This window comes from Mesorhizobium sp. M1342 (assembly GCF_040317955.1).
In the GTDB taxonomy this organism is placed as follows: Bacteria; Pseudomonadota; Alphaproteobacteria; order Rhizobiales; family Rhizobiaceae; genus Mesorhizobium.
The window spans coordinates 89,488-113,328 of the sequence record NZ_JAMYLI010000016.1; the positions used below are offsets into that span (position 1 = coordinate 89,488).

The following is a 23,841-nucleotide window of genomic DNA, read 5'->3' on the forward strand; positions in this document are numbered from 1 at the left end:
TTATTTCGAGCCGAGCGTCTTGATCGCCTCGTCGGTGGACGAGTCGGTCTGCCGCATCAGGGCGGCGGTGTTCTCGAAGGCGCGCTGGACCATGATCAGCCTGGTGATCTCCAGGACCGGATTGACATTGGACTCTTCGAGAAAGCCCTGGGCAACGCCGATATCCGAGCGATCGGTGACAGGCTCCGGGGTGCGTGCCGGAACGATGCCGGAATTGCCGTAGCGGACGAAGTTCGCGCCTGGATCGAAATTGTAGAGACCGATCGAGCCGACAAGCTGATCGTTCTGGCGCAACGAACCATCGGCCCCGGCCTTGGGCGGGCCGTTGCGGGGGTCAAGCTGGATCGGCGAGCCGCCGGCATCGAGCACCGGGTGGCCCTCGATCGACATCAGCTCGCCGTTCTCGTTCATTGAAAAGCGGCCGTCGCGGGTCATGACGGTGCCGACCGGCGTCTCTATGGCGAACCAGGCATCGCCCTGGATGGCGAAATCGAAGGGATTTCCGGTCTCGCTCAAGGCACCGTGGGCGCCGGAAAGGTAGGTCTTGCCCGGGGAGGCGAAGGATACCGATTTCTGCCCGGTGCCGGAGACGACGTCCTCGAACTTCACGCCGGTGGCGCGAAAGCCGATCGTCGAGGCGTTGGCGACGTTGTCGGCGATGGTGTCGAGGCGCCGCTCGAGCGCGATCTGCGACGAAAGGGCGACGTACAGGCTGTCCCGCATGATGGTCTCAGAACCTCAGTTTCTGCATGGCCATCATCAGGTCGGTGGAGATGCCGACGGTGAGTGGCTGGGCAAACAGCACGCTGACCGAGGCGACGGCCGATGAAGTCGGGTGGTTGATCTCGTACATGCTGGTGAAGCGCGTCAGGAACTTGCCGAGTTTTTCGGGGTCGGAGAAATCCGAGATGTCGAGTTTTTGCTCGAACAGCTGCGCCTGCTTGTCGACGTCGGCGGTGGCGAAGGAATCGGGCAGGCCGAGCACGGTGCGCACGACACTGGCAAGCGCGGTGTCGGCCAGCACGTCATACCAGCTGGTGATGGTTGGGGCCTTGCGATCGAAGTAAAGCGCCAGCCGCACGCCCTGGTTGGTCTGACCGGCATCCTCCTCGAGGGTCTGGCGCATGTATTTGTCGACGGTCGGCTGCTGCGCCGGATTGATGGTGGTGGTGTTTTCGCCATAGGCTTCGAAGTTGAAGGCGGAGGCAAGCGCGGCATAGGTCTTGTCCGTCATCTTGTTGGCGACACTGTCGGGGTCGCGGACGCCGCCCTGCAGAACCCGCTTGATGAGATCCTTGTCCTCCGTCGCCGAATCGAGACCGAATGACGCCAGCGCGTATGTGTAGAGCCGGTTGTTCGACATCAGATCGTCGATCGACTTCACCTTGGTGATGTTGGCAAGATAGTATGTCGTCTCGCCCTTCACATAGGCCGAATTGGGATCGAGGCCGGCGATCTGCGCCTGGGTGGCATAGTTCTTGGTCACCAACTGCTGTGTCTTGTTGTAGATGGTCGCATCGGCGCCGTTGGCGGCGAAGTTGAAGGCGCTGACGAATTCGGCGTAGCGCTTGTCGGTCAGCTTGTTGGCGAAGCTGTCGGGATCGGAGACGCCTTCCTTGAGTGCCTTGACCATGAAGGCCTTGGCGTAGTCCATGTCCTCCAGCCCGTAGGCCTTCATGGCATACTTGAACAAACGGTCGTTTTTGACGAAATCGTCGATCGATTTCACCTTGGTGATATTCGCGAGATAATATTTGGTGTCGCGATCAACCACGGGCTGCTGCTCGATCCTGTCGATCGATTTTGAAATGTCCTTGGTGATGAGCTGGTAGCTGGTAAAGGTATTGAGCAAAGACGTGCCTCCGGCCGAAGCTATGCCGGCACAATACCCCTACTTCCTTGCGCGAAACTGAATCGCTTCCAAGCCCTCGATTCAAGCCTCACACAAGGCACGGGGACTATCCCTAGCTCCTGATGTGAAATGCGGAAGGACCTATCGTGGGCATTCTGATTGGACTGGTGGTAACGCTCGGCTGCGTCCTTGGCGGCTTCATGGCCATGGGCGGCCATCTTCATGTGCTGATTCAGCCATGGGAAGCCGTGATCATCTGTGGTGCGGCTTTTGGCACCTTCCTCGTCGCCAATCCGATGAAGACGGTCAAGGACACCGGCAAGGGCATCCTCGAAGCCTTCAAGCAGGCGGTGCCGAAGGAACAGGATTATCTCGAGACGCTCGGCGTGCTGCACTCGCTGATGCGCGAGCTGCGCTCGAAATCCCGCAGCGAAGTCGAGGCGCATATCGACAATCCGGAAGAGTCGGCGATTTTCCAGGCGTTCCCAACCGTGCTGCATAACCACGACCTGACGCATTTCATCTGCGACTACTGCCGTATCATCATCATCGGCAATGCCCGCTCGCACGAGATCGAGGCGCTGATGGACGAAGAAATCCAGACCATTAAGTCCGACAAGATGAAGGCCTATCACGCGCTGGTGGCGGTGGGCGACGGCTTGCCGGCGCTCGGCATCGTCGCCGCCGTGCTCGGCGTGGTCAAGGCGATGGGCGCGCTCGACCAGTCGCCTGAAATCCTCGGCGGTTTGATTGGTGCCGCACTTGTCGGAACGTTCCTCGGCATCTTCCTGTCCTATTCGGTGGTCGGGCCGGTCGCCACCAAGATCAAGACAGTGCGCGAGAAGAAGAACCGCCTCTATATCATCGTCAAGCAGACGCTGCTGGCCTACATGAACGGTGCGCTGCCGCAGGTGGCGATCGAGTTCGGCCGCAAGACCATCTCGTCCTATGAACGGCCGACGATCGACGCCGTCGAGCAGAGCACGATGAATACCGGCACCGTCGAAAAGAAGGCCGCCTGAACGATGCGCGACAGATCGGTCCCGGCACTGTCATGACCAGCCTGGGCAGTCCAGCGGAAGCGCGCTCGCTGATCATCGAGCGTCTGGTCGGCGACAGCGGCGAGGCCACGCAGGTCATCGACGCAGGCCGCGCCATGGCCGAACGCGCCGTACCGCTGTTGCAGAAAAGCCTGACCAGCGAGCTTGGCGTTCCGGTCGTCGTCGAACTCAAAGCGATCGAGGTCAGCCGCGTTCCCGAGGCGCGTTCGCGTGCCGGCGACACGTTTGCCATGACCGTGATCGGCTCGTCGGCGTCCTCCGATGCGATGACCTTGGTGATCGATGCTCCGGCGATCGCGATCATGGTCTGCACGCTGTTCGGCGGCGATCCGGATCTGCCGGCATCGCCGATCGAACGCGATCTGTCGCAGATCGAAATCGATGTTTCGACCATGGTGTTCCAGCAGGTCGCGCAGGCCCTCAACGGATCGGGAAAGCGCTCGCTCGACCTGCGCCTGCCCGCGCCGCGAGCAATGTCCGGCACCGAGGCGAAGCGGTATGTGCTGCGCGATGGCGCGGCAATCCGTATCGTGCTTGGCGTATCGACGCCGGCCGATAGTGGCACCGTCACGGTGACGATGCCGCAGCGCGTCGTGCTGGCCAGCCGCGACGGAGCCGTTTCTGTCAGCGACGACGATCACGGCCCCAGCTGGCGCGCCCGCTTTTCGGAAGAGGTGATGCGCTCCACCGTGGCGCTCGAGGCCACGATGCCGCTGACGCGGCTGACGCTCGGCGAGCTCGCCGGTTTCCAAATCGGCGACGTCATCGAATTCGAGGAAACGGCCCAGTCCCAGGCGCGTCTCAGCGCACGGGGCAAGACGCTGTTCGTATGCGAGTTCGGCAAACTGGGACAGAGCTACACCGTCCGGATCAGGCATCCTTACGACGCCGGACAGGACTTTATCGACGGGCTGATGCCGGCAGCCGCCGGACGCGCCTGAGAATTTGGAGACGATCATGGCCAAAACCAAGGCGGAAGCCGACCTCGACCAGCCGGACGAGCAACTCGACCGTGCCATCGAAGAGTTGCGCGGTGTCCTGCATGAAGAGGAGCAGCGCCCCGATGCGGCGTTCAGGGCGGCCTCATCAGCCAATTCGAGCGTGATCATGAACATCCCCGTCGATGTCCAGATCATCCTCGGCAGCACGGAGATGCCGGTCTCCGATCTGATGGCGCTGCAAAAAGGGTCGACCGTGGCGCTCAATCGCCGCATCGGGGAACCCGTCGACGTCGTGGTCAACGGCCGCAAGATCGCGCGCGGCGAGATCACCGTGCTGGAAAGCGATCCGTCGCGTTTCGGCATCAGGCTGACCGAAATCATCGCCGGCACGAAGGGCGCCTAGACATGGTTTGCGGGGCTTGCCGGTGGCGGCGGAGGCGAGTGGCATGACGACGCCGGTGACCTTGACCCGCGCGCAGAAGGCGGCCGCCATACTTGTGGCGATGGGCAAGCCGTCGGCCAGCCGCCTGCTGAAATTCTTCAAGCAGGAAGAACTGAAGGCCCTGATCGAGGGCGCCCGCCTGCTGCGGACGATTCCGCAAAGCGATCTTGAGCGCATCGTCGCCGAGTTCGAAGCCGAGTTCACGGAAGGGGCGGGGTTGCTCGATTCCGCCGACAGGATGGACACCATCCTCAACGAATCGCTCTCGCCCGAAGAGATGAGCGCGATCATGGGCGACAAGAAATTCGAGGTCGCACCGGAAGGCCCGCCGCCGATCTGGCCCGAGCTCGAAAAGCTCGAGCCGGCGCGGCTTGGTGCCTTCCTGGCCGGTGAGCATCCGCAGACGGCGGCCATGGTGTTGTCGAAGCTGGCACCGCAGGTGGCGGCCAACGTGCTGCTGACACTGACCAAGCCGATGCGTGGAGAAATCATCAAGCGCATGGTGACGATGGCCAATGTTCCCGACGCTGCCGCCAGGATCGTCGAAAACCGGCTGCGTACCAGCGTGCTGGCGGAAACCTCGACCAAGGACACCTCGGCCGGGCAGGCGCGTGTCGCCAGCGTTCTCAACGAACTCGACAAGCCGCTGCTCGAGGAGGTCATGCAGGATCTGGAAGCCGCCGGCACGCCTGATCTCGACGGTGTGAGGGCCCGCCTGTTTGCTTTCGACGATTTGCCGCTGCTCACCCAGAAAGCGCGGGTGCTGCTGTTCGACGGGCTGTCGACGGAGTTGGTCACGCTGGCCCTGCGCGGCACTTCGGCCGCACTCGCAGAATCGGTGCTGTCAGCCATCGGCGCCCGCTCGCGGCGCATGATCGAAGCCGAACTCGGACAGGGCTCGGACGGGGTCCCTCTCGCCGACATCACGGCGGCGCGCAAGACGATCGTTACGACGACGATCCGGCTGTCGCGCGAAGGTGCCTTCGAACTACCCTCGACCCAAGACGCCGCCTAAGACCGCGCATGGCTGACGCGGTCGACAAGGATTCGAAAACCGAAGAGGCGACGGAAAAGAAGATCCGCGACACCATCGAACAGGGCAAACTGCCCCATTCGCGGGAGACAGCGCTCTTTGCCTCGTTCGTTGCCATACTGGTGTTCACCGTCTTCTACGCCAAGGATGCGATCATTGATCTCGGCATGTTCCTGTCGATGTTCCTGGAGAAGCCGGAAGCCTGGCCGATGGACACGGAGACCGACGTCATCGCGCTCTACAAAATCGTCCTCCTCGAGGTTGGCCGCGCCGTCCTGAGCCTGATGGTGCTGCTGACCGTCGCCGGCGTCGGCGCCTCGGTGTTCCAGAACATGCCGCAATTCGTAGGCGAGCGGGTCCGGCCGCAACTCTCGCGCATTTCGATCGCCAAGGGGTGGAACAGGCTGTTCGGCATCCAGGGTTGGGTCGAGTTCCTGAAGTCACTCGGCAAGGTCGGGTTTGCCATCGTCGTGCTGAGCTTCACGCTGTCGGAAGACCACCGAAAGCTGCTCGCCGGGATGATCACCAATCCGGTCGCCTTCGGTCTCGTCATCCGCGGCATCGCCGTCGACATCCTGGTGGCGATCGTCTTCGTCATGGGGCTGATCGCGGCAATCGACATCGTCTGGTCGCGCTTCCACTGGAAGCAGGATCTGCGCATGAGCAAGCAGGAGGTCAAGGACGAGTTCAAACAGTCCGAGGGCGACCCGATCGTGAAGTCGCGGCTGCGCTCGCTGGCGCGCGACCGGGCGCGCAAGCGGATGATGACGGCGGTGCCGCGCGCGACGCTGATCATCGCCAACCCAACGCACTTCTCGATCGCGCTGAAATATGTGCGCGACGAGGACTCGGCACCCATGGTGCTGGCCAAGGGCCAGGATCTGGTGGCGCTGAAAATCCGAGAGATCGCGCGGGAACACAACATCCCGGTCTTCGAGGACGTGGCGCTCGCCCGCTCCATGTACAAGCAAGTTTCGGTCGATAGTGTAATCCCATCACAATTCTACCAGGCCGTCGCCGAACTGGTGCGGATCGTCTACTCGAAAAAGGCTGAGCGCAGACAGATTTCATGAACCGGCAACCGCACGCAAAATCCCGCGAGATCATCGTCGCCAGCGCCATCGAGCAGGTGGTGGGGGAACTCAGGCTGATCGATGTCGCCGACTACATCGCCTTTATCCGGCTGGAGCATTTCGCGTGCCTGTCGGACCTGGTCGATTCAGCGGTTGAGTTGTTCTTCATGCCGGGCACTCTACGGCTCGGCCATGGTGGTGAGGCGCATGTCGACTGGAGCGGCAGCCCGCGCATCGTACTCGATCTGGAACTGAGGCCGCCCGGCGTCACCGTCTATTTCCAGCTGACGCTGAGCGAGCTCGGCGCATCGGTGGCGGTCAACTACGTGTCGTTCGAGAAGCCGGGCGAAGACCCGGAGCACAATACGGCGCTGCTCGAGGCGGTGATCGAAGAGGCGCGTATCCGCAAGGTCGAGCCGCTCGCCTATCGCTGACCGTCGGTCGCCTTTCGAAGCGCTGTCGAATTCCCCTATTCGATCAAGCCCAGCCGCAGCGCCTTGGCAACGGCCTGGTTGCGATTGACGGCGTTGAGCTTCTGGGTCGACTGGGTCAGATACTGGTTGGCGGTGTGCACCGACAGTTTCAGGAGCCGCGCGATCTCCTCGCTGGTGTTGCCGTTGGCGGTCAGCTTCAGGCATTCGAGTTCGCGCTTGGAGATTGCGCGCATGCGGCCGGTATCGCCCGGACGGATGCGGGCGACGGCGGCGAACAGCGAAAAGCAGCGGGCGTGTATTTCGTAGAGCGCATCCTGCTGCATGGTCATCTCCGAGCCGAGGAACACGACAAGGCCGCATTGGCCGCGGTCGGCGTGAACGGGAAAAGCGATGCCGCTGGTTCCGGGCACCAGCGCCGCCATCTGCTCGGTCCAGGTGAGATCGCCAAACAGCTCCGCCATGGCAGGGACGCCGTCATCCGTCCACCAGCGCGGTTCGGTCGAGATGCGGGTGTGGCGCACGATCTCCTCGCCGTTGGCGCCTGAGATGAACTTGGTCGCCACGGCAATGCCGGGATAGTCGGAATCAAAGCATGGGACTAGCCGCGCCCGCTCGGGCGAGGGGCTTACGAAGAAGAGGCCGAAAGCCGAGGCATTCATGTCAACGGCGATCCAGCGGCAGCGGCGCACGGCATCGGGAATGGTGACCGCGTGATGGGTTTCGGAGCCAAGGGTGAAGGCTCCGAACGGGTTGCGCTGCTCGTTGAAAAGGGCTTCGGCCGTTTCCTTGATATCGGCGTGTTTCAAATGATGCCGCTCCTGATCGCCGTGGCGATGGCCATCGCGCGGTTGCTGGCCGCGAATTTCTGGATGGCGTGGGTGATGTAGCTGTTGACGGTGTTGGAGGAGACGCCAAGGATGACGGCGACCTCGTCGGTGGTCTTGCCTTCGGAAACCCAGAACAGGCATTCGCGCTCGCGATCCGACAACGGATCCTGCATGGCGGCAGCGGCAATGAGTTGCGGGATGTGCGAGAGCGCGTAGCAGCATTTCAGCTGCGCCCGCATCAGCGCCGGCTGGTCGATGCTGCCGGCGGTCGCCGCAGAGAACAGGGCGAACAGGCGCTGGCGACCGACATTGAGGCGCAGCGAATAGATTTCGGCATGGCCGAGCACGTCGAGAAGGCGGGCTTCCTCGCCGGTGATCAATCCGTCTGTTTCTGGTGCCCGGGATGCCACCAGCGGCTGTGGGCGGATGCCCGGCGCGACGGTGAGCGCGCCTTGCGCAAGCCCGGCGATCAGCCGCTTGCCGATCAGTTCGATGGCATCGAAAATCCAGTTGGAGGAGACGATGCGCGCATCGTTGCGGTCCTGGTCGTGGACAATGGCGACCAGCATGTAGCTGTCGGCGCCGATCTCGGCGGTCAGTTGCATGAAAAAGCTGGTGAGATCGCCGCGCGACGTCAGGCGCGAGCCCAATGTGTCGGATTGAAGAAGTGCGGCGGGACTGCTCATTCTTGTTGCTTTTGGCCGGAATCGTTTCTGCTGTCCGGATGCTGGAAGCCAGCCGCCGAACCCGAATACGCATTACTTTGACGAAGACACACGCGTGGCGCAGGGCTGCGCCGAACCAAATCCCGAATCCATTCAGGGAACGCGAAGCCGTCCGCGTCTGGTGCCGGAAAAGCTCCGGAACAAGAGACTTTGGGTGGTCGCCGCGCCCCCCGAGGACCGGCTGATTCGGGTCTAATCTACCCGCAGTTGAATCTGACATCAAACGCGATTTGACAAAATCGAATCCGATGGACTCAGGTGCGACTCAGAGGTCGGTTTTCGCGCCTTGGACAGAAGACCGGGACGCGAAAGTCTTCGCCGGCCCTCTCGGCGGCTGGTCGATTTCGCCAGGCTCGGGAGCATTGAACAGATGGGCGCGCCGGTTGCTGTGCCGAAGGCTGGTGCCTTGGCCCGATAGTGGGAACCGGGCGATGTTGCCGCCCGGTCCCGGTGGTCCTTTGCTATGCCTGTCGTTGTCCCAAAATCGCTAGATGCTCCTGGACGATAGGCATTTACCGATCCTCGAACCCGGTCAGCACGCCGACCGCGTTGATGCCGATCTCCTCGACGGCATAGCCGCCTTCCATGACGAACAGCGTCGGCAGGCCGAGCCTGGCGATGCGGCGGCCGATCTTGGGATAATCAGATGTCTTCAGCTTGAACTGGCTGATCGGGTCCTTCTCGAACGTATCGACACCCAGCGAGACGATGACGACATCCGGTGCATAAGCGGTGAGCCTGGCGCAGGCATCCTCGAGCGAGGCGTTCCATGCATCCCAGTCGGTGCCGAAGGGCATCGGATAGTTGATGTTGAAGCCTTCGCCTTCGCCGGCGCCGCGTTCGTCGGCATGGCCGAGGAAGAACGGGTACTCGACCATCGGATCGCCATGCAGATTGAGCACCTGCACGTCGGCACGGTCGTAGAATATCTCCTGCGTGCCGTTGCCGTGGTGATAGTCGACATCGAGGATCGAGATGCGTTTGGCGCCCTGGTCGCGGAACCATTGCGCGGCGACGGCGGCGTTGTTGATGTAGCAATAGCCGCCCATGAAGCCAGCCCCGGCATGGTGGCCGGGCGGACGGCAGAGCGCGAAGGCGGAAGCCTCGCCATCCTTGACCAGGCCGGCGGCGGTCAGCGCCACATCGTACGAAGACTTGATCGCCGCCCAGGTACCTTCGACGAAGGTGGCGCCGGCATCGAAGGAATAATAGCCCAGTAGCGCGTCGATGCGTTTTGGCGGCACGTCGCCGCGCAGGCCGCGCGTCGGCCAGGTGAAGGGCATCGCCGTGCCCGTGAGGCCTGCTTCCAGCCATTGCGGCCAGACCGTCGGGAGAAAGTCGATATAGTCTGATTTGTGGATGCGCTTGGCGGCGGCGAGGTCATGTTCGTGCGGCGCGATGATGGGACCCAGTTTCTCGCTTTCGACCCGTGCCTTGATGAATTCGGCCCTCGATGGCTTTTCGAAACCCGGCACAATGGCTGATGTGACCAGTTCCATTTGGCCGGCATGGCCGGCGTGCAGGGGGGAGAAAACAGTCTTCATAAATTCCTCTCGAAGTGTGAAATCAGTCAAGATTCAAGATTGAGATAAGGGCTCACCAGGGCGAGCCACATTCTTTCCACATCGTCCTCGATGAGGTCGTATGTCTTGCGGTCCCTTTTCAGCCCCACAAGCCGGCAGGCGTGCCCGACGTCCATCATCAGCACGCCGAGCCGGCTGGCGATCTTGTCTTCAAGCGCCGGGTTCACATGCTGCAGCCATGCGGCGTAGAGGGCGATGATCTGCTCGTCATATTCGTCCTGGATCGGCCTGAGGTCGGCATTGCCTGAAATAGCCTCGATCACCGGCATCAGGGTGGCGTTTTCGAGATAAATCCTGGAGGTATCGATGAAGAGCTTGCGCACTTCGCGCCGAAACTCTTCACGGTTGGTGGGCGGGGCGACCTTGATACGCCTGGCGATCACCTCGGGAAAGGATGACAGCCAGCGCCGGGCGAGGTCCAGAAGAATGGCTTCCTTGTTGGGAAAGTATTGGTAGATCGAACCAACCGACAAGCCTGCGCGCTGCGCAATGGCGAGCGTCGTCGGCGTCTTGGTTCCTTGCTCGCGCGTCAAGACCAGCGCTGCGTCGAGAATCCGGTCGACCACCTTGCTGGAGCGTTGTTGCCGCGGCTGTTTGCGCGGTTCGAGCGCTATCCTGGTTTTGCGGTCGAGACTGCGCTTCACTGTCCGATGTCCTCGTTCCCCGCCTGGTCTCAACATGGTGGGAGCTTGCTGTCCACAATACATTCCAGATTCGGTATGTTGACAAACGCGAATAATCAGTCGCATTCTTTATCCACGCTGCCTCCTGGGATGACAAGGGGAATTTCCAAGACAGCGCGCTGGCATTCTTTTTCGTCCCATGGCGCCGCTCCGGTGGAGTGGCAGGTCGTTGGACCTGAGGGGTTGTCGGTCCCAGTCAGTCGTCAAAAGCGCGGAGTCGCGATGTCTGTCACAGGTGCGGGTCACAATGCGGATCTGATCGTCATCAACGGTCGTGTACGGACCATGAACGACGACAATCCCGCCGCCGAGGCCGTCGCCGTCAAGGACGGCTCCATCATCGCCATCGGCAGCCGCGCCTCCATCGAAGAGTTCAAGGGACCGGCCACCAAGGTGATCGACGCCAAGGGCGGTTCGGTGGTCCCGGGGTTCATCGAAGCCCACATGCATCTGTTTTCGGGCGGGGCTGAACTTGCCCACCTTCAACTCACCGGTATTCATGGCTTCGAGGCGCTGCAGAAGGCGATCCGCGACTATGCGCCGACCCGGCCCGACGCGAAGATGCTGGTCGGCCAAGGCGTCGACTACACCGTGCTCGGCAGCGAGCGCGTGACGCGCCATCACCTCGACGCCATTTTGCCCGATCGCCCGTTCTGCATGGCGGCGCCCGACCATCACACCATGTGGGCCAACACCAAGGCGCTGGAAATGGCCGGCATCCTGCAGGGGCGCACGCTCGGCCCTGGCAATGAGATCGTCATGGGCGACGACGGACTGGCCGCGGGTGAATTGCGCGAAGGCGAGGCCTTTGGCCCGGTGCTCGACCTTGCCGGCGAAGGCCGGGTGCGGCTGGGGCTGTCGACCGGCGGCGAGCCGGACCCGATGCCGACGACGGCCGAGCGGGACGCCGACCGCGACATCATGCGGCGCGGGCTCGCCTGGTGCGCCCGCCACGGCATCACCTCGATCCAGAACATGGACGGCAATCTCTATCAACTTGAGCTGCTGGCCGAGATCGACGCCGAGGAAGGTTTGCCCTGCCGCGTCAAGATCCCGTTCCACTACAAGAATTTCATGACGCTCGACATGCTCGACAAGGCGTCCGATATGGCCGAACGCTACAACAGCGAATGGCTGTCGTCGGGCATGGTCAAGGTGTTCTACGACGGCGTTCTCGATTCCTGGACAGCTGTAATGGTCGAGCCCTATGCCGACCGCCCGGACTGGGTTGGCGAGCCGCTGTTCACGCCGCAACAATTCATCGATCTGGCCGTCGCGGTCGACAGACGCGGGTTGCAGATCGCCGTGCACTCGATCGGCGACGGCGCGGTGCGCGCGGTGCTCGACGGTTATGAGGCGGCGCAGAAGGCGAACGGCAAGCGCGACAGCCGTCACCGCGTCGAGCACATCGAGGTCACCACCACCGCTGATGTGCCGCGTTTCGCCGAACTCGGCGTCATTGCCTCCATGCAACCGCCGCATCCGCCCGGCGCAATGGATTTTCCGCTGGAGCCGACGGTATCGCGCATCGGGCCGGCGCGCTGGCCGCTGAGCTATGCCTGGCGGACCTTGAAGGATGCCGGCGCGCATGTCGTCTTCGCATCCGATTGGCCGGTGTCGCCGATCGATCCGATCCTGGGCATTCAGGCGGCAGTGTTGCGCAAACCGTGGGCAGAAAGCGACCCGGACCAGAGTTTCTCACTGCATGAAGCGATCGCCGGTTACACGATCGAGGGCGCCTACGCCGAATTCGCCGAGCACCGCAAGGGCACGCTGAAATCAGGCTACATGGCCGATCTGGTGGTTTTGTCGATGGATATCGAGAACACCGCCCCGGCCGACCTGCACAAGGTGCGGCCGGTGACGACGATTTGCGGCGGCAAGGTCACCTATCAGGCCTGACTATGGCATGGGGCTTGCAGGCCTCAATGACTGATTGAACTGTGACCCAATGCCGGGCTTGCCAACCCACCGGCCATGTGGTCACATCGAACAGGGGAAGAGCTCCGCCAGCAAGAGCGGGGTCAACAGTGAGGCGTAATCGTGCCGGACAAACCGGATCGGAATGCGATTGAAGTAGTAAACGTCAGCAAAATTTTCGGATCAGGTGAGGGGCAGGTAGCTGCCCTCGACACGGTCTCGGTATCTATCCGGGAGAACGAATTCTTCACGTTGCTGGGGCCATCCGGCTGCGGCAAGACGACGTTGCTCAGGCTGATCGCCGGCTTCGACTTTCCAACCGCCGGTGAAATCCTGCTCTACGGCCAGGACATCGCGCCGCTGCCGCCCTTCAAGCGGCCGGTCAACACCGTTTTCCAGTCCTATGCGCTGTTCCCGCACATGACGGTCGCCGACAATATCGGCTTTGGCCTGGAAATGCTGGGCAAGCCGAAGGCGGAGATCAAGGCGCGCGTCGCCGAGATGCTGAAGCTGGTCAAGATGGAGGCACTCGCTGGTCGTCGCACCAGCCAGATCTCCGGCGGCCAGCAGCAGCGCGTGGCTTTGGCCCGCGCTTTGGCGCCGCAGCCGAAGGTGCTTTTGCTCGATGAGCCGCTGTCGGCGCTTGACTACAAGCTGCGCAAGGAGATGCAGATCGAGTTGAAACGGCTGCAGCACGAGACCGGTATCACCTTCATCTTCGTCACCCACGACCAGGAAGAAGCGCTGACCATGTCAGACCGCATCGCGGTGATGTCATCGGGCAAGATCCTGCAGGTCGGTTCGCCCTGGGATATCTACGACAAGCCGGCGGAGCGCTTCGTCGCCGACTTCATCGGTGAAACCAACTTCCTCACCGCCGCCATCAGCGAGATGGCCAACGGCAAGGCGCGCGCCACGCTCAAATCCGGTGCGACCATCGAGGCGACCGTGGCCCAGGGTTTCCAGCCCAAATCCAACGCCACGGTGGTGGTTCGGCCCGAACACGCCAAGCTGACCAAGGCCAAGGGCGAACTGTCGGGGACGGTCGAAAACATCGTCTATTTCGGCACCGACACCCACATCCATGTTCATCTCGACAGTGGCGAACTCTTCACCGTACGCCAGCAGAACACGCGCAGCGCGGGCTGCGGTTTCGAGAAGGGCGACGCAGTCGGCATCCTCATCGGCAGCGATGCCGCTCAGGTCCTGAAGGACTGACGATGGCGACCGCGGAAGAAGTCGCCAAGGCAGCGGAGCGGCGCGATGTCCGTGACCGCTGGCTTTTGTCAGCGCCAGCGCTGCTGGTCATTTTCCTCGCCGCGACCGGCCCCTTGCTGATCGTGCTCGTCTACTCGTTCCTGACGCCAGGCTCCTATGGCGACGTGAAGTGGCAGTTCTCGCCGGAAGCCTGGACATCGGTGTTTCTGGAACGCGATATCTTCGACGACACGCTTTCGATCGCCGCCGCCCACGTCACCATCTTCCTGCGCTCGATCAAGCTCTCGGTGGTGACGACGATCGCCACTTTGGTGCTTGGTTTCCCGACCGCCTATTTCATGGCGACGCGCAGCGAAAAGACCCGCGATCTCTGGCTGTTCCTGATTACCATTCCGTTCTGGACCAACCTTTTGATCCGCACCTTCGCGGTGCTGCAGATCATCCGCAACGAAGGCATCGTCAACACGATCCTGCTCAAGCTCGGCATCATCTCGGCGCCCATCCAGATACTCTACACCGACACGGCGATCCTGATCGGCATGGCCTATGTCTACCTGCCACTGATGGTGCTGCCGATCTATGCCAGCATGGAAAAGCTCGATTTCCGGTTGGTCGAGGCGGGGTACGACCTTTACGCGTCGCGCTTCCAGGTGCTGCGGCGGATCATCTTTCCGCTGGTCAAGCCGGGCGTCATCGCCGGCTCCATACTGGTCTTCATTCCAGCGCTTGGCGCCTATGTGACACCGAGCGTTCTTGGCGGCGGCAAGAACATGATGCTGTCCAACCTGATCGAATTGCAGTTCGGGCAGGGCCGCAACTGGCCACTCGGCTCGGCGCTGTCGATCGCCGTCATGATCATCGTCATGGTGGCGCTGCTTGCCTATGTGCGCAATGCCGGCAAGTCGGGGGTACGTCATGGCTAAGAACTTTTCCATCAAGCACCAGCCAGGATTCACCGCGATCGCCGCGACCTGCTTTATCGTGCTGTATCTGCCGATCATCGTGCTGGTCATCTATGCCTTCAACGCGGCGAGCTCGACCTCCGAATGGGGCGGCTTTTCGCTGAAATGGTTCCAGTCGGCATGGCAGAACACGCAGGTCGTCGATGCCACGCTGCGTTCCTTCCAGATTGGCTCCATCGCGGCGGTGCTCTCCACGATCTTTGCCACCATGGCGGCGCTCGCCACCACCCGCACCGCGCCCTATCCCGGCCTCACCTTCAAATATGCGGCGATCAACCAGCCGCTGATGGTGCCCGAGATCGTCACCGGCGTGGCGCTGCTGATCTTCTTCTCGCGCATCAAGATCTTCACCGGCTATTCCGGCATCGGCTATCTGGTCGCCGCGCACACGGCGTTCTGCATTCCCTTTGCCTATTTGCCGATCCGGGCGCGGCTTGAGAATATGGACCTGACGCTGGAGCGTGCCGCAGCCGACCTCTACGCGACGCCCTGGAAGGCTTTCCGGCGCATCACGCTGCCGCTTCTGTGGCCCGGCATCCTGGCCGGGCTGATGCTGGCCTTCGTCATCTCGCTCGACGACGTCGTCATCACCGAGTTCGTCAAATCAGGCGGCCAGGACACGCTGCCCACCTACATGCTCGGCCAGATCCGCCGCGGCATCACACCCGAGATCAACGCGATATCGACCGCCTTCCTGCTGCTTTCGGTCGCGATCGTCACGTTGTTTTTCTTCGTCAGCAGGAAACGAGACTGAACCGAAAAATGGGAGTTAAAACCATGAACTGGAAGACAACAGCAACCGCCATGGGGTTGGCGTTGCTCGCCTCGACGGGCCTGGCCCGCGCCGACGGCGTGCTCAACATCTACAATTGGGGCAACTACACCAGCCCCGACGTGATCAAGAAGTTCGAGGCCAAATACAACGTCAAAGTGACCATCACCGACTACGATTCCAACGACACCGCGCTGGCCAAGGTTCGCCAGGGAGGCACCGGCTTCGACATTGCGGTGCCGTCGCAGACCTACGTGCCGATCTGGATCAAGGAAGGCCTCATCCAGGAGACCGATCCTGGCAAGATGGAAAACTTCAAGAACGTGGCGCCGGAATGGGCCAATCCCGATTTCGATCCGGGTCGCAAATACAGTGTTCCATGGGCGTGGGGCACGATCGGCGTGGTCGTCAACACCGATGCCTACAAGGGGCCGGCCGATAGCTGGGGTATCATCTTCAACACGCCTGACGAGCTCAAGGGGAAGGTCAATGTCGTTCCGGAGATGGGCGATGTGATGTTCGCCGCGATCAAGTATGTCGGCGGCCAGCAATGCACCGACGACAAGGCGGTGCTGAAGAAGGTGCGCGACCTGCTGGTGGCGGCCAAGCCGAACTGGATCGCGATGGAATACAACACCATCGAGAAGATGGGCGCCGGCGACTTCAAGGCGACCAGCGACTGGAACGGCTCGGCGCTGCGCCAGCGGCTGGCCAACCCGGCCATCCACTACAACTATCCGAAAGAAGGCTTCGGCCTGTGGAGCGACAACGTCGTCGTTCTGAAGGAAGCCAAGAACGTCGAGAACGCCAAGCTTTTCCAGAACTTCATCATGGATCCGGAAAACGCGGCAGGTCTCTCGGCCTTCCATCGCTACGCCAATGCCATCACCGGCTCGGACAAGTACATGCCGGCCGACATGAAGGACGCGCCCGAAGTCATCATTCCGGCCGCGGACAAGCCACGCGGCGAGCTGCAGCAGATGTGCTCGCCGGAGACCCAGGAAATTTACACCAAGATCTGGACCGAGTTGCAGAAATAAACTGGGTTCGACGGACCCGGCGGCACACGCCGCCGGGTCCGTTTTCATGTTCAAAGGACTCGGCCGTCATGGACTCCTATCGCAATTCCGATCCGCGGCCGCCGATCATGCAGGGCTCGCCGCCCGCCATGGTACCGCCGAAGCTCGACTGGGACCGGCCGCCGTGGAACCGCTGGGCGTTCCAGAACATCCGTGAAATTCTGCCGACCGCCGAAGTCTGGCGCGGCAATGGCCATCGCCACCGCTTCGAACGCGCCGAGGCCGATCTCGACGGGCTGACGGTCGAGGACAGCACAGGCGCGCCGACGACGCTCGCCGGGCTGCTCGACGAGACCTATACGGACGGCTTCCTGGTGCTCAAGGACGGCAAGGTCGCCTATGAGCGCTACTTCAACGGCATGGATGAGCGCACGCTGCACCTGTCGCAGTCAATGGCGAAGTCCCTTACCGGTTCGGTGTTCGGCATACTGGTTGGGCGCGGCCTGATCGATCCGGCCAGACCGGTAACGGACTACCTGCCGGAGCTCGGTGTTACCGGCTGGGCCGGCGCCAGTGTGCAGCATGTGCTGGACATGACCAGCGGCGTCCGCTTCTCCGAGGAATACACCGACCGCTATTCGGACATTGGGCAGGTCGATGTCGCCACCGGCTGGAAGCCGGTGCCGCCGGGCAGCGATCCGGCCTTTCGCTGGCCATCGCACATGTTCGAGCTGATCCTGGGCTTGAAGGAAGCGATCCGGCCGCATGGTGCCCAATTCGAATACCGCTCGATCGAGACCGACGTGCTTGCCTTCATCATGGAACGGGTGACGGGCAAACGGCTTCCGCAGCTGGTTTCGGAAGAACTCTGGCAAAAGCTCGGCGCTGATGAAAGCGCCTGCTTCACGGTCGATAACGCCGGCTATGCGGTGGCCGACGGCGGCTTCAACGCGACGCTGCGCGACTATGGCCGCTTCGGCCAGCTGATCCTCGACAATGGTGGCGGCGTCGTGCCGGCCGGCTGGGTCGAGGCGACGCGCAACGGCAGGCATGGGCCGGACTTCAGCCCCAGCCTGCCGGAGGGCAGCTATCGCAACCAGTTCTGGATCGAGGACCCGCGCTCGCGCGCACTGATGTGCCGCGGCGTGTTCGGTCAGATGATCCATATTGACTGGAACACCGGAATGGTCGTGGTGAAGCTTTCGACCTGGCCGGATTTCGCCAATGGTGCCTATTCCATAGCAACGCTGAAGGCCGTGCACGCTATCGCCACGGCACTTCGCTGAGCCCCACAAAGAAGAAACGACCCGGAAGGAAACGCCATGACCGGCAAGACCGTGTTCGAGACCCGCTATGGCTTCCGGCGCAACCAGGTGGTGCTCGCCAACTGGCGCGAGAACCCGTTCAACCGGTGGTCGTTCCAGAATCTCGGCGAACTGGTGCCGACCGCCCGCGTGGCGGCGACGTCGGGGGTTGTCGAAACCCCCGTGCGCGATATGGGCGGCCTACTCGGCGAGAAGGTCGTGATCGCCGGCACACCGGAGACGGTGGCTGAATTTCTCGCACGTTCGAGCACCGACGCACTGACGGTGATGAAAGGCGGCAAGATCGTCGGCGACTGGTTCGCCCCGCATATGGATTTCGGCGCCCGCCACATCGTCTTCTCGATCAGCAAGTCGGTGACAGCCATCATCGCCGGCATATTGCAAGGCGAGGGGGTGTTCGACCCGGAAGCGCCGGTGACGGCCTACATCCCTGAAGCTGCCGGCTCTGCATATGGCGATGCGAGCGTGCGGCATGTGCTCGACATGAGCGTCAGCCTCGATTTCGAGGAGGCCTATCTCGATCCGGAGAGCGCTTTCGCCCGCTATCGTCGCGCCACGCTGTGGAATCCGGGCGGCGGCACGGAGAGCCTGCGCGAATTCATTTTGACCTTGCAACGCCTTGCAGAGCCGCATGGCCAGACCTTCCGCTACCGCTCGCCGAATTCCGACCTGCTCGGCCTGTTGCTCGAGCGCGCGTCGGGCCAGCGGTTCACCGACCTGATGCGCGAGAAGCTGTGGCTGCCGCTCGGCGCTGTCAGCGAAGCCTCGATCGGCGTCGACATGGAGGGCACGGCGCGCACTGCCGGCGGCATTTCGGTGACGCCGCGCGACTTGGCGCGTGTTGGCGAGATGATGCGGCAAGGCGGGGTGGCCAATGGCCGCCGCATCGTGCCCGAGGTGTGGGTACGCGACACGACAAGCACTGGCGGCAGTGCAGACGCCTGGCAGCGCGGCGCGATGCTGCCGCTGTTTCCCAAAGGCCGTTACCGCAACAAATGGTACCAGACCGGTTTGCCGAGCGGCGCCTATTGCGGCATCGGCATCCATGGTCAGTGGCTGTATGTCGATCCCAGGACCGAAGTGGTGATCGCCAAGATGTCGTCGCAGCCCGAGCCGGTCGACGATCCGCTCGATGTCGAGATCGTCGCCTTCTTCGAGGCGCTGAGCCGCATGGTCTAGACTGGGCCCGAGCCGCCACATTAGCGCACGCTTTCCTGTGGACCCGCCGGGCTGATCAAAGCGCGGCGGTTGGCGGGCCGGACGTCTGCGCCTATGGTCGCCGCTCTTTTCGATGAGAGCAGGAACGACATGGCATCCGACATCAAGCGCATCGCAGCCATCATCGCGGCCGAGATCAACGCGCGGCCAGAACAGGCGGCCGCGGCGATCGGGCTGCTGGACGAGGGCGCGACAGTGCCGTTCGTGGCGCGCTACCGCAAGGAAGTCACCGGCGGGCTCGACGACACGCAATTGCGTGACCTTGCCGAACGGCTTGCCTATCTGCGCGAGCTCGACGCGCGCCGCGACACCATCCTTGGCTCGATCCGCGAACAGGGCAAGCTGACCGAGGAGCTTGAAGGCAAGATCGCCGCCGCCAGCACCAAGGCGGAATTGGAAGATATCTATCTGCCCTACAAGCCCAAGCGCCGCACGAAGGCTGAAATCGCCAGGGAGCGCGGGCTGGGCCCGCTGGCTGAAGCTATCCTGGCGAATCGCGCGCTGGCGCCGGCCGAACTGGCGCTGGCCTATCTGACCGAAGAGGTGGTCGACGCCAAGGCGGCGCTCGACGGCGCGCGCGACATCCTGTCGGAACAGTTCGCCGAGAATGCCGATCTGGTCGGCAAATTGCGGACCTACATGAAGGAACGCGCCTTCATGCGGGCCAGGGTGGTCGACGGCAAACAGGAGGCCGGCGCGAAGTTCTCCGATTATTTCGACCATGTCGAGCGCTGGACAAATGTGCCGAGCCATCGCGCGCTGGCGATGCTGCGCGGCCGCAACGAGGAAGTGCTGTCGCTCGACATCGAGGTCGATGCCGATGATACGTCGCCGGTGAAGCCGGTCGAGCGGATGATCGCCAACGCCTATGCTATAGGCGGCAATTTGCCGGGTGACAGATGGCTGATGGAGGTGGCGGGCTGGACCTGGCGCATAAAACTGTCGCTGCACCTGACGCTCGATTTGATGCGCGATCTGCGCGAGCGAGCCGAGGAAGAGGCGATCCATGTCTTTGCCCGCAATCTGAAGGATTTGCTGCTGGCGGCTCCTGCCGGTTCGCGCGCGACGATGGGGCTCGACCCCGGCATCCGCACAGGCGTCAAGGTGGCGGTGGTCGACGGCACCGGCAAGGTGCTGACAACGACGACGGTCTATCCGTTTCCGCCGAGGAACGATGTGCGCGGCACCCAGGCCGAACTCGCCAAGCTCATCCGCCTGCACAAGGTCGAGCTGATCTCGATCGGCAACGGCACTGGCAGCCGCGAGACGGAAAAGCTGGTGGCGGACATGCTGTCCGACATGCCGGCGGATGGTGGGCCGAAGCCCTTGAAAGTGATCGTCAGCGAGGCCGGCGCCTCGGTCTATTCGGCATCGGCGACGGCGGCGGCGGAATTCCCTGGTCTCGACGTGTCGTTGCGCGGCGCTGTGTCGATTGCCCGGCGGCTGCAGGATCCGCTGGCCGAACTGGTCAAGATCGAGCCCAAATCGATCGGCGTCGGCCAGTACCAGCATGATGTCGACCAGTACCGTCTCGGCCGCTCGCTGGAAGCGGTGGTGGAAGACGCGGTCAACGCCGTCGGCGTCGATCTCAACACCGCCTCGGCGCCGCTGCTGGCGCGCGTTTCAGGTCTCGGCGCGTCTCTGGCCGACGCGATCGTCGCGCATCGCGATGCGACCGGCCCCTTCGCCAGCCGCAAAGACCTGCTCAAGGTGCCGCGGCTCGGACCTCGCGCATTCGAACAATCCGCCGGCTTCCTGCGCATTGCCAATGGCAGCGAGCCGCTCGATGCCTCGTCGGTGCATCCGGAGGCCTATGGCGTGGCCAAGAAGATCGTCGCCGCCTGCGGGCGCGATGTGCGGTCGTTGATGGGCGACAGTACAGCACTCAAGGCGCTCGATCCGCGCGTTTTCGTCGATGAGCGTTTCGGCCTGCCAACGGTACGCGATATCCTGGCAGAGCTGGAAAAGCCGGGCCGCGACCCACGTCCGGGCTTCAAGACGGCGACGTTTGCCGACGGCATCGACGATATCAAGGATCTGAAGCCCGGCATGCTGCTGGAAGGCACCGTCACCAATGTCGCCGCCTTCGGCGCCTTCGTCGACATCGGTGTCCATCAGGACGGGCTGGTGCATGTCTCTCAGCTGGCCGACCGGTTCATCAAGGACGCGCACGAGGTGGTCAAGGCCGGCGATGTGGTGAAGGTGCGCGTCGTTGATGTCGACATCAAGCGCAAGCGCATCGCGCTATCCATGCGCAAGGATGGTGGCGAAGGCGGCGCGTCGAAAGGTGGGCCGCGCGATACCGGAGGCGGCAGGCCGGCACCGCGTTCGCCGACGCCGCAGCGCCAGCCGGAAAGGCCGGCGCAGCAAGGTGCGTTCGGCGCGGCGCTGGCCGATGCGCTGAAGCGAAAGTAGTTACCACGCCAGAACGGCCGGCTCCTTCTCGACATGTCTCAGCAGCCAGTCGCGAAAACTGGCGACCGGCGGATGGCCGCGCTTGTCGTGTGGGACGACGAGATAGTAGGCGCTGCGGCTTTGCATGGGCTGGCCTGGCGCCGGCACCAATTGGCCGCGCTGCAATTCGCCTGCAATGAGGATCAGCGGTAGCAGCGCCACACCGAGCCCCGCCATGCAGGCCTGGGCGGCGGTGCCGAACTGCTCGAACTGCATGCCGGGCCCCGTCGGTGCGCTCAGGCCCTGATGCTCGAACCATTCCGTCCACGCGCCAGGGCGCGTCGCCATATGCAGCAGCGGCAACCGGCCGATATCGGCCGGTGTGGCGATGGCGCGGCCGGCGAGGAATTCGGGCGATACCACCGGCGCCACCGTTTCGCGCACCAGCAGTGTCGAGTCGGCCTCCGGCCAGTCCGGCAGGCCATAGTGGATGGCGGCATCCAGCCTCTCCCTGGCGAAGTCGAAGCGGCCGACGCGGGTGACGAAGTTGATGGTGATGTCAGGGTTGTTTTCGACGAAATCGGGGATCATCGGCATCAGCCAGCGCGTGCCGAAGGTCGGCAATATGGCAAGGTTCAGGATGCCGCTATGCCGATTGCTCATCAATCCAAGGGCTGCGTCACGCAACTGGCCAAGTGCTGAACGCACCGCCTCGGCGTAGATTTCGCCCGATGTCGACAGCCTGACATTGCGGCTGTCGCGCTCGAATAGCCGGCGGCCGAACTGATCTTCCAGCAACCTGATCTGCCGGCTGACCGCGCCCTGGGTCAGATCGAGCTCCTGGGCGGCAGCGGTGAAACTGCCTAGCCGGGCCACAGCCTCGAAGGCGGCAAGGGCGCTTATGTTGGGCAAAAGGCGGCGCTGGACACTCATGATCCATTCCTAACGCTCATTGATCGGTGAATCAATTTCGTTTGATTTTTTCGAGGCGCAAGCCGATAGAACGGGCCAAGATTTTGCTTCATGCATGCCGTCATTTTGAGCGACATGCATTGTTTGGGAGAAACGCGATGGCCGCCGACAAGAACGCATTCGTCTGGGAAGATCCGTTCCTGATCGAGGGCCAGCTTTCGGAAGACGAGCGCATGGTGCGCGACGGTGCGGCCGCCTTCGCCGCCGACAGACTGGCGCCGCGAATCGAGGATGCCTACCTCAACGAGACATTCGACACCGCGATCTTCCGTGAAATGGGCGAGGCCGGCCTGCTCGGCATCAACATCCCCGAGGAATTCGGCGGGCTTGGCGCGAACTATGTGACCTACGGGCTGGTCGCGCGGGAAGTCGAACGTGTTGACTCGGGTTATCGCTCCATGATGTCAGTGCAGTCGTCGCTGGTGATGTATCCGATCTACGCCTATGGCTCGGACGAGCAGCGCAAGAAGTACCTGCCCAAGCTTGCCAGCGGCGAGTGGATCGGCTGTTTCGGCCTGACCGAGCCGGATGCCGGCTCCGACCCGGGCGGCATGAAGACACGCGCCGAGAAGACCGCCAACGGCTATAAGCTGTCCGGCTCGAAGATGTGGATTTCCAACGCGCCGGTCGCCGATGTGTTCGTCGTCTGGGCGAAGCTGAAGGGCGAGAACGGCAAGGACGAGATCCGCGGCTTCGTGCTGGAAAAGGGCATGAAGGGGCTTTCGGCGCCGAAGATCGGGGGCAAGCTGTCGCTGCGGGCGTCGATCACCGGCGAAGTGGTGATGGAAGGCGTCGAGGTCGGCGAGGACGCGCTGCTGCCCAACGCAAAAGGCCTCGGCGGACCGTTCGGATGCCTCAACCGGGCTCGCTTCGGCATTTCCTGGGGCTCGATGGGCGCCGCCGAGGATTGCTGGCACCGCGCCCGCCAATACGGTCTCGACCGCAAGCAGTTCGGCAAGCCGTTGGCCGGCACGCAGCTTTACCAGAAGAAGCTCGCCGACATGCAGACCGAGATCGCGCTGGGATTGCAGGCATCCTTGCGTGTCGGGCGGTTGCTGGATGAAGGCAAGATGGCGCCGGAAATGATCTCGATCGTCAAGCGCAACAATTGCGGCAAGGCGCTCGATATTGCGCGCCAGGCCCGCGACATGCATGGCGGCAACGGCATCCAGATCGGCTACCACGTCATGCGCCACGCGCAGAACTTGGAGACGGTCAACACCTATGAAGGCACGCATGACGTGCATGCGCTGATCCTGGGAAGGGCGCAGACGGGGATACAGGCGTTTTTCTGAGCCGGCAACCGTTGCTTAAATTAGGTGCACCGCAACATCTCTGCTTGGAGAATGGCGGCCTGATGTGTCAGGGTTCGGCGAAATCGTTGAAA

22 protein-coding genes are annotated in these 23,841 nt (G+C 62.7%); 15 read left to right on the plus strand and 7 right to left on the minus strand.

The genetic code is table 11. The features are described 5' to 3' along the window. A complete protein-coding gene (gene flgF, locus NKH06_RS18185) occupies positions 1 to 723 on the minus strand; it encodes a flagellar basal-body rod protein FlgF (RefSeq protein ID WP_013529801.1) in 723 nt (240 codons plus the stop codon). A 7-nt stretch (positions 724 to 730) separates the two neighbouring features. Further along, positions 731 to 1,852 carry a DUF1217 domain-containing protein gene (locus NKH06_RS18190; protein ID WP_023809997.1) on the minus strand — a complete coding sequence of 374 codons (1,122 nt, stop codon included), beginning with the start codon at positions 1,850 to 1,852 and terminating at the stop codon, positions 731 to 733. Positions 1,853 to 1,998: 146 nt separating this feature from the next. On the opposite strand from NKH06_RS18190, the gene motA reads away from it, so the two are divergent. From motA to NKH06_RS18220, 6 genes are read left to right on the plus strand one after another with little or no spacing between them, the layout of a single operon-like run. After that, positions 1,999 to 2,874, plus strand: coding sequence for a flagellar motor stator protein MotA (motA, locus tag NKH06_RS18195; RefSeq protein ID WP_023809996.1), 876 nt, complete (start codon positions 1,999 to 2,001; stop codon positions 2,872 to 2,874). A gap of 32 nt (positions 2,875 to 2,906) precedes the next feature. Next, the gene (locus NKH06_RS18200) at positions 2,907 to 3,854 is read left to right on the plus strand and encodes a FliM/FliN family flagellar motor switch protein (RefSeq protein WP_352893617.1); all 948 of its coding nucleotides are present in this window, start codon (positions 2,907 to 2,909) and stop codon (positions 3,852 to 3,854) included. 16 nt (positions 3,855 to 3,870) lie between these two features. Further along, positions 3,871 to 4,257 carry a flagellar motor switch protein FliN gene (gene fliN, locus NKH06_RS18205; RefSeq protein WP_023809994.1) on the plus strand — a complete coding sequence of 129 codons (387 nt, stop codon included), beginning with the start codon at positions 3,871 to 3,873 and terminating at the stop codon, positions 4,255 to 4,257. Positions 4,258 to 4,300: 43 nt separating this feature from the next. Then, a complete protein-coding gene (locus NKH06_RS18210) occupies positions 4,301 to 5,311 on the plus strand; it encodes a flagellar motor switch protein FliG (protein ID WP_027038262.1) in 1,011 nt (336 codons plus the stop codon). A gap of 8 nt (positions 5,312 to 5,319) precedes the next feature. Further along, positions 5,320 to 6,402, plus strand: coding sequence for a flagellar biosynthesis protein FlhB (gene flhB, locus NKH06_RS18215; protein WP_127290384.1), 1,083 nt, complete (start codon positions 5,320 to 5,322; stop codon positions 6,400 to 6,402). Then, positions 6,399 to 6,836: a BspJ family T4SS effector nucleomodulin gene (locus tag NKH06_RS18220; RefSeq protein WP_023809991.1), complete on the plus strand. Its 438-nt coding sequence runs from the start codon at positions 6,399 to 6,401 to the stop codon at positions 6,834 to 6,836. Before flhB ends, NKH06_RS18220 begins: the two co-directional genes overlap by 4 nt. 35 nt (positions 6,837 to 6,871) lie before the next feature. Here NKH06_RS18220 and NKH06_RS18225 read toward each other — a convergent pair whose 3' ends face one another. The 4 genes from NKH06_RS18225 to NKH06_RS18240 all read right to left on the minus strand — a co-directional run bounded on the left by NKH06_RS18225 (position 6,872) and on the right by NKH06_RS18240 (position 10,720). Continuing rightward, a complete protein-coding gene (locus NKH06_RS18225; protein ID WP_128304927.1) occupies positions 6,872 to 7,642 on the minus strand; it encodes a helix-turn-helix transcriptional regulator in 771 nt (256 codons plus the stop codon). Beyond that, positions 7,639 to 8,349, minus strand: coding sequence for a helix-turn-helix transcriptional regulator (locus NKH06_RS18230; RefSeq protein WP_128304928.1), 711 nt, complete (start codon positions 8,347 to 8,349; stop codon positions 7,639 to 7,641). The genes NKH06_RS18225 and NKH06_RS18230 overlap by 4 nt, the downstream gene beginning before the upstream one ends. Positions 8,350 to 8,900: 551 nt before the next feature. Further along, entirely contained in the window at positions 8,901 to 9,932 is a 1,032-nt protein-coding gene (locus NKH06_RS18235; protein ID WP_352893620.1) for a histone deacetylase family protein, read from the minus strand. Positions 9,933 to 9,958: 26 nt separating this feature from the next. Further along, a complete protein-coding gene (locus NKH06_RS18240; protein ID WP_352893621.1) occupies positions 9,959 to 10,720 on the minus strand; it encodes a TetR/AcrR family transcriptional regulator in 762 nt (253 codons plus the stop codon). Positions 10,721 to 10,876: 156 nt separating this feature from the next. On the opposite strand from NKH06_RS18240, the gene NKH06_RS18245 reads away from it, so the two are divergent. The 8 genes from NKH06_RS18245 (at position 10,877) to NKH06_RS18280 (ending at position 21,503) form a co-directional block, all read left to right on the plus strand. After that, entirely contained in the window at positions 10,877 to 12,556 is a 1,680-nt protein-coding gene (locus tag NKH06_RS18245; RefSeq protein ID WP_352893622.1) for an amidohydrolase, read from the plus strand. 141 nt (positions 12,557 to 12,697) lie between these two features. After that, positions 12,698 to 13,792: an ABC transporter ATP-binding protein gene (locus NKH06_RS18250; RefSeq protein ID WP_352441909.1), complete on the plus strand. Its 1,095-nt coding sequence runs from the start codon at positions 12,698 to 12,700 to the stop codon at positions 13,790 to 13,792. A 2-nt stretch (positions 13,793 to 13,794) separates the two neighbouring features. After that, positions 13,795 to 14,715: an ABC transporter permease gene (locus NKH06_RS18255; RefSeq protein ID WP_352441910.1), complete on the plus strand. Its 921-nt coding sequence runs from the start codon at positions 13,795 to 13,797 to the stop codon at positions 14,713 to 14,715. Continuing rightward, positions 14,708 to 15,508 (plus strand): ABC transporter permease, encoded by an 801-nt coding sequence (locus NKH06_RS18260; RefSeq protein ID WP_023809983.1) that lies wholly within the window; start codon positions 14,708 to 14,710, stop codon positions 15,506 to 15,508. Before NKH06_RS18255 ends, NKH06_RS18260 begins: the two co-directional genes overlap by 8 nt. A 23-nt stretch (positions 15,509 to 15,531) precedes the next feature. Further along, the gene (locus tag NKH06_RS18265) at positions 15,532 to 16,566 is read left to right on the plus strand and encodes an ABC transporter substrate-binding protein (protein ID WP_023809982.1); all 1,035 of its coding nucleotides are present in this window, start codon (positions 15,532 to 15,534) and stop codon (positions 16,564 to 16,566) included. 68 nt (positions 16,567 to 16,634) lie between these two features. Further along, positions 16,635 to 17,831: a serine hydrolase domain-containing protein gene (locus NKH06_RS18270; RefSeq protein WP_352893623.1), complete on the plus strand. Its 1,197-nt coding sequence runs from the start codon at positions 16,635 to 16,637 to the stop codon at positions 17,829 to 17,831. Between the two features lie 36 nt (positions 17,832 to 17,867). Continuing rightward, complete coding sequence (locus tag NKH06_RS18275) at positions 17,868 to 19,049, plus strand: serine hydrolase domain-containing protein (RefSeq protein ID WP_352893624.1); 1,182 nt, start codon at positions 17,868 to 17,870, stop codon at positions 19,047 to 19,049. Between the two features lie 129 nt (positions 19,050 to 19,178). After that, positions 19,179 to 21,503, plus strand: coding sequence for a Tex family protein (locus NKH06_RS18280; protein ID WP_352893626.1), 2,325 nt, complete (start codon positions 19,179 to 19,181; stop codon positions 21,501 to 21,503). On the opposite strand, the gene NKH06_RS18285 is transcribed toward NKH06_RS18280, so the two are convergent. Continuing rightward, positions 21,504 to 22,415, minus strand: coding sequence for a LysR family transcriptional regulator (locus NKH06_RS18285; RefSeq protein WP_352441915.1), 912 nt, complete (start codon positions 22,413 to 22,415; stop codon positions 21,504 to 21,506). A gap of 137 nt (positions 22,416 to 22,552) precedes the next feature. Between NKH06_RS18285 and NKH06_RS18290 the strand changes: the two genes are divergently transcribed. Continuing rightward, positions 22,553 to 23,749: an acyl-CoA dehydrogenase gene (locus tag NKH06_RS18290; RefSeq protein ID WP_352441916.1), complete on the plus strand. Its 1,197-nt coding sequence runs from the start codon at positions 22,553 to 22,555 to the stop codon at positions 23,747 to 23,749. The last annotated feature ends 92 nt before the right edge of the window (positions 23,750 to 23,841 follow it).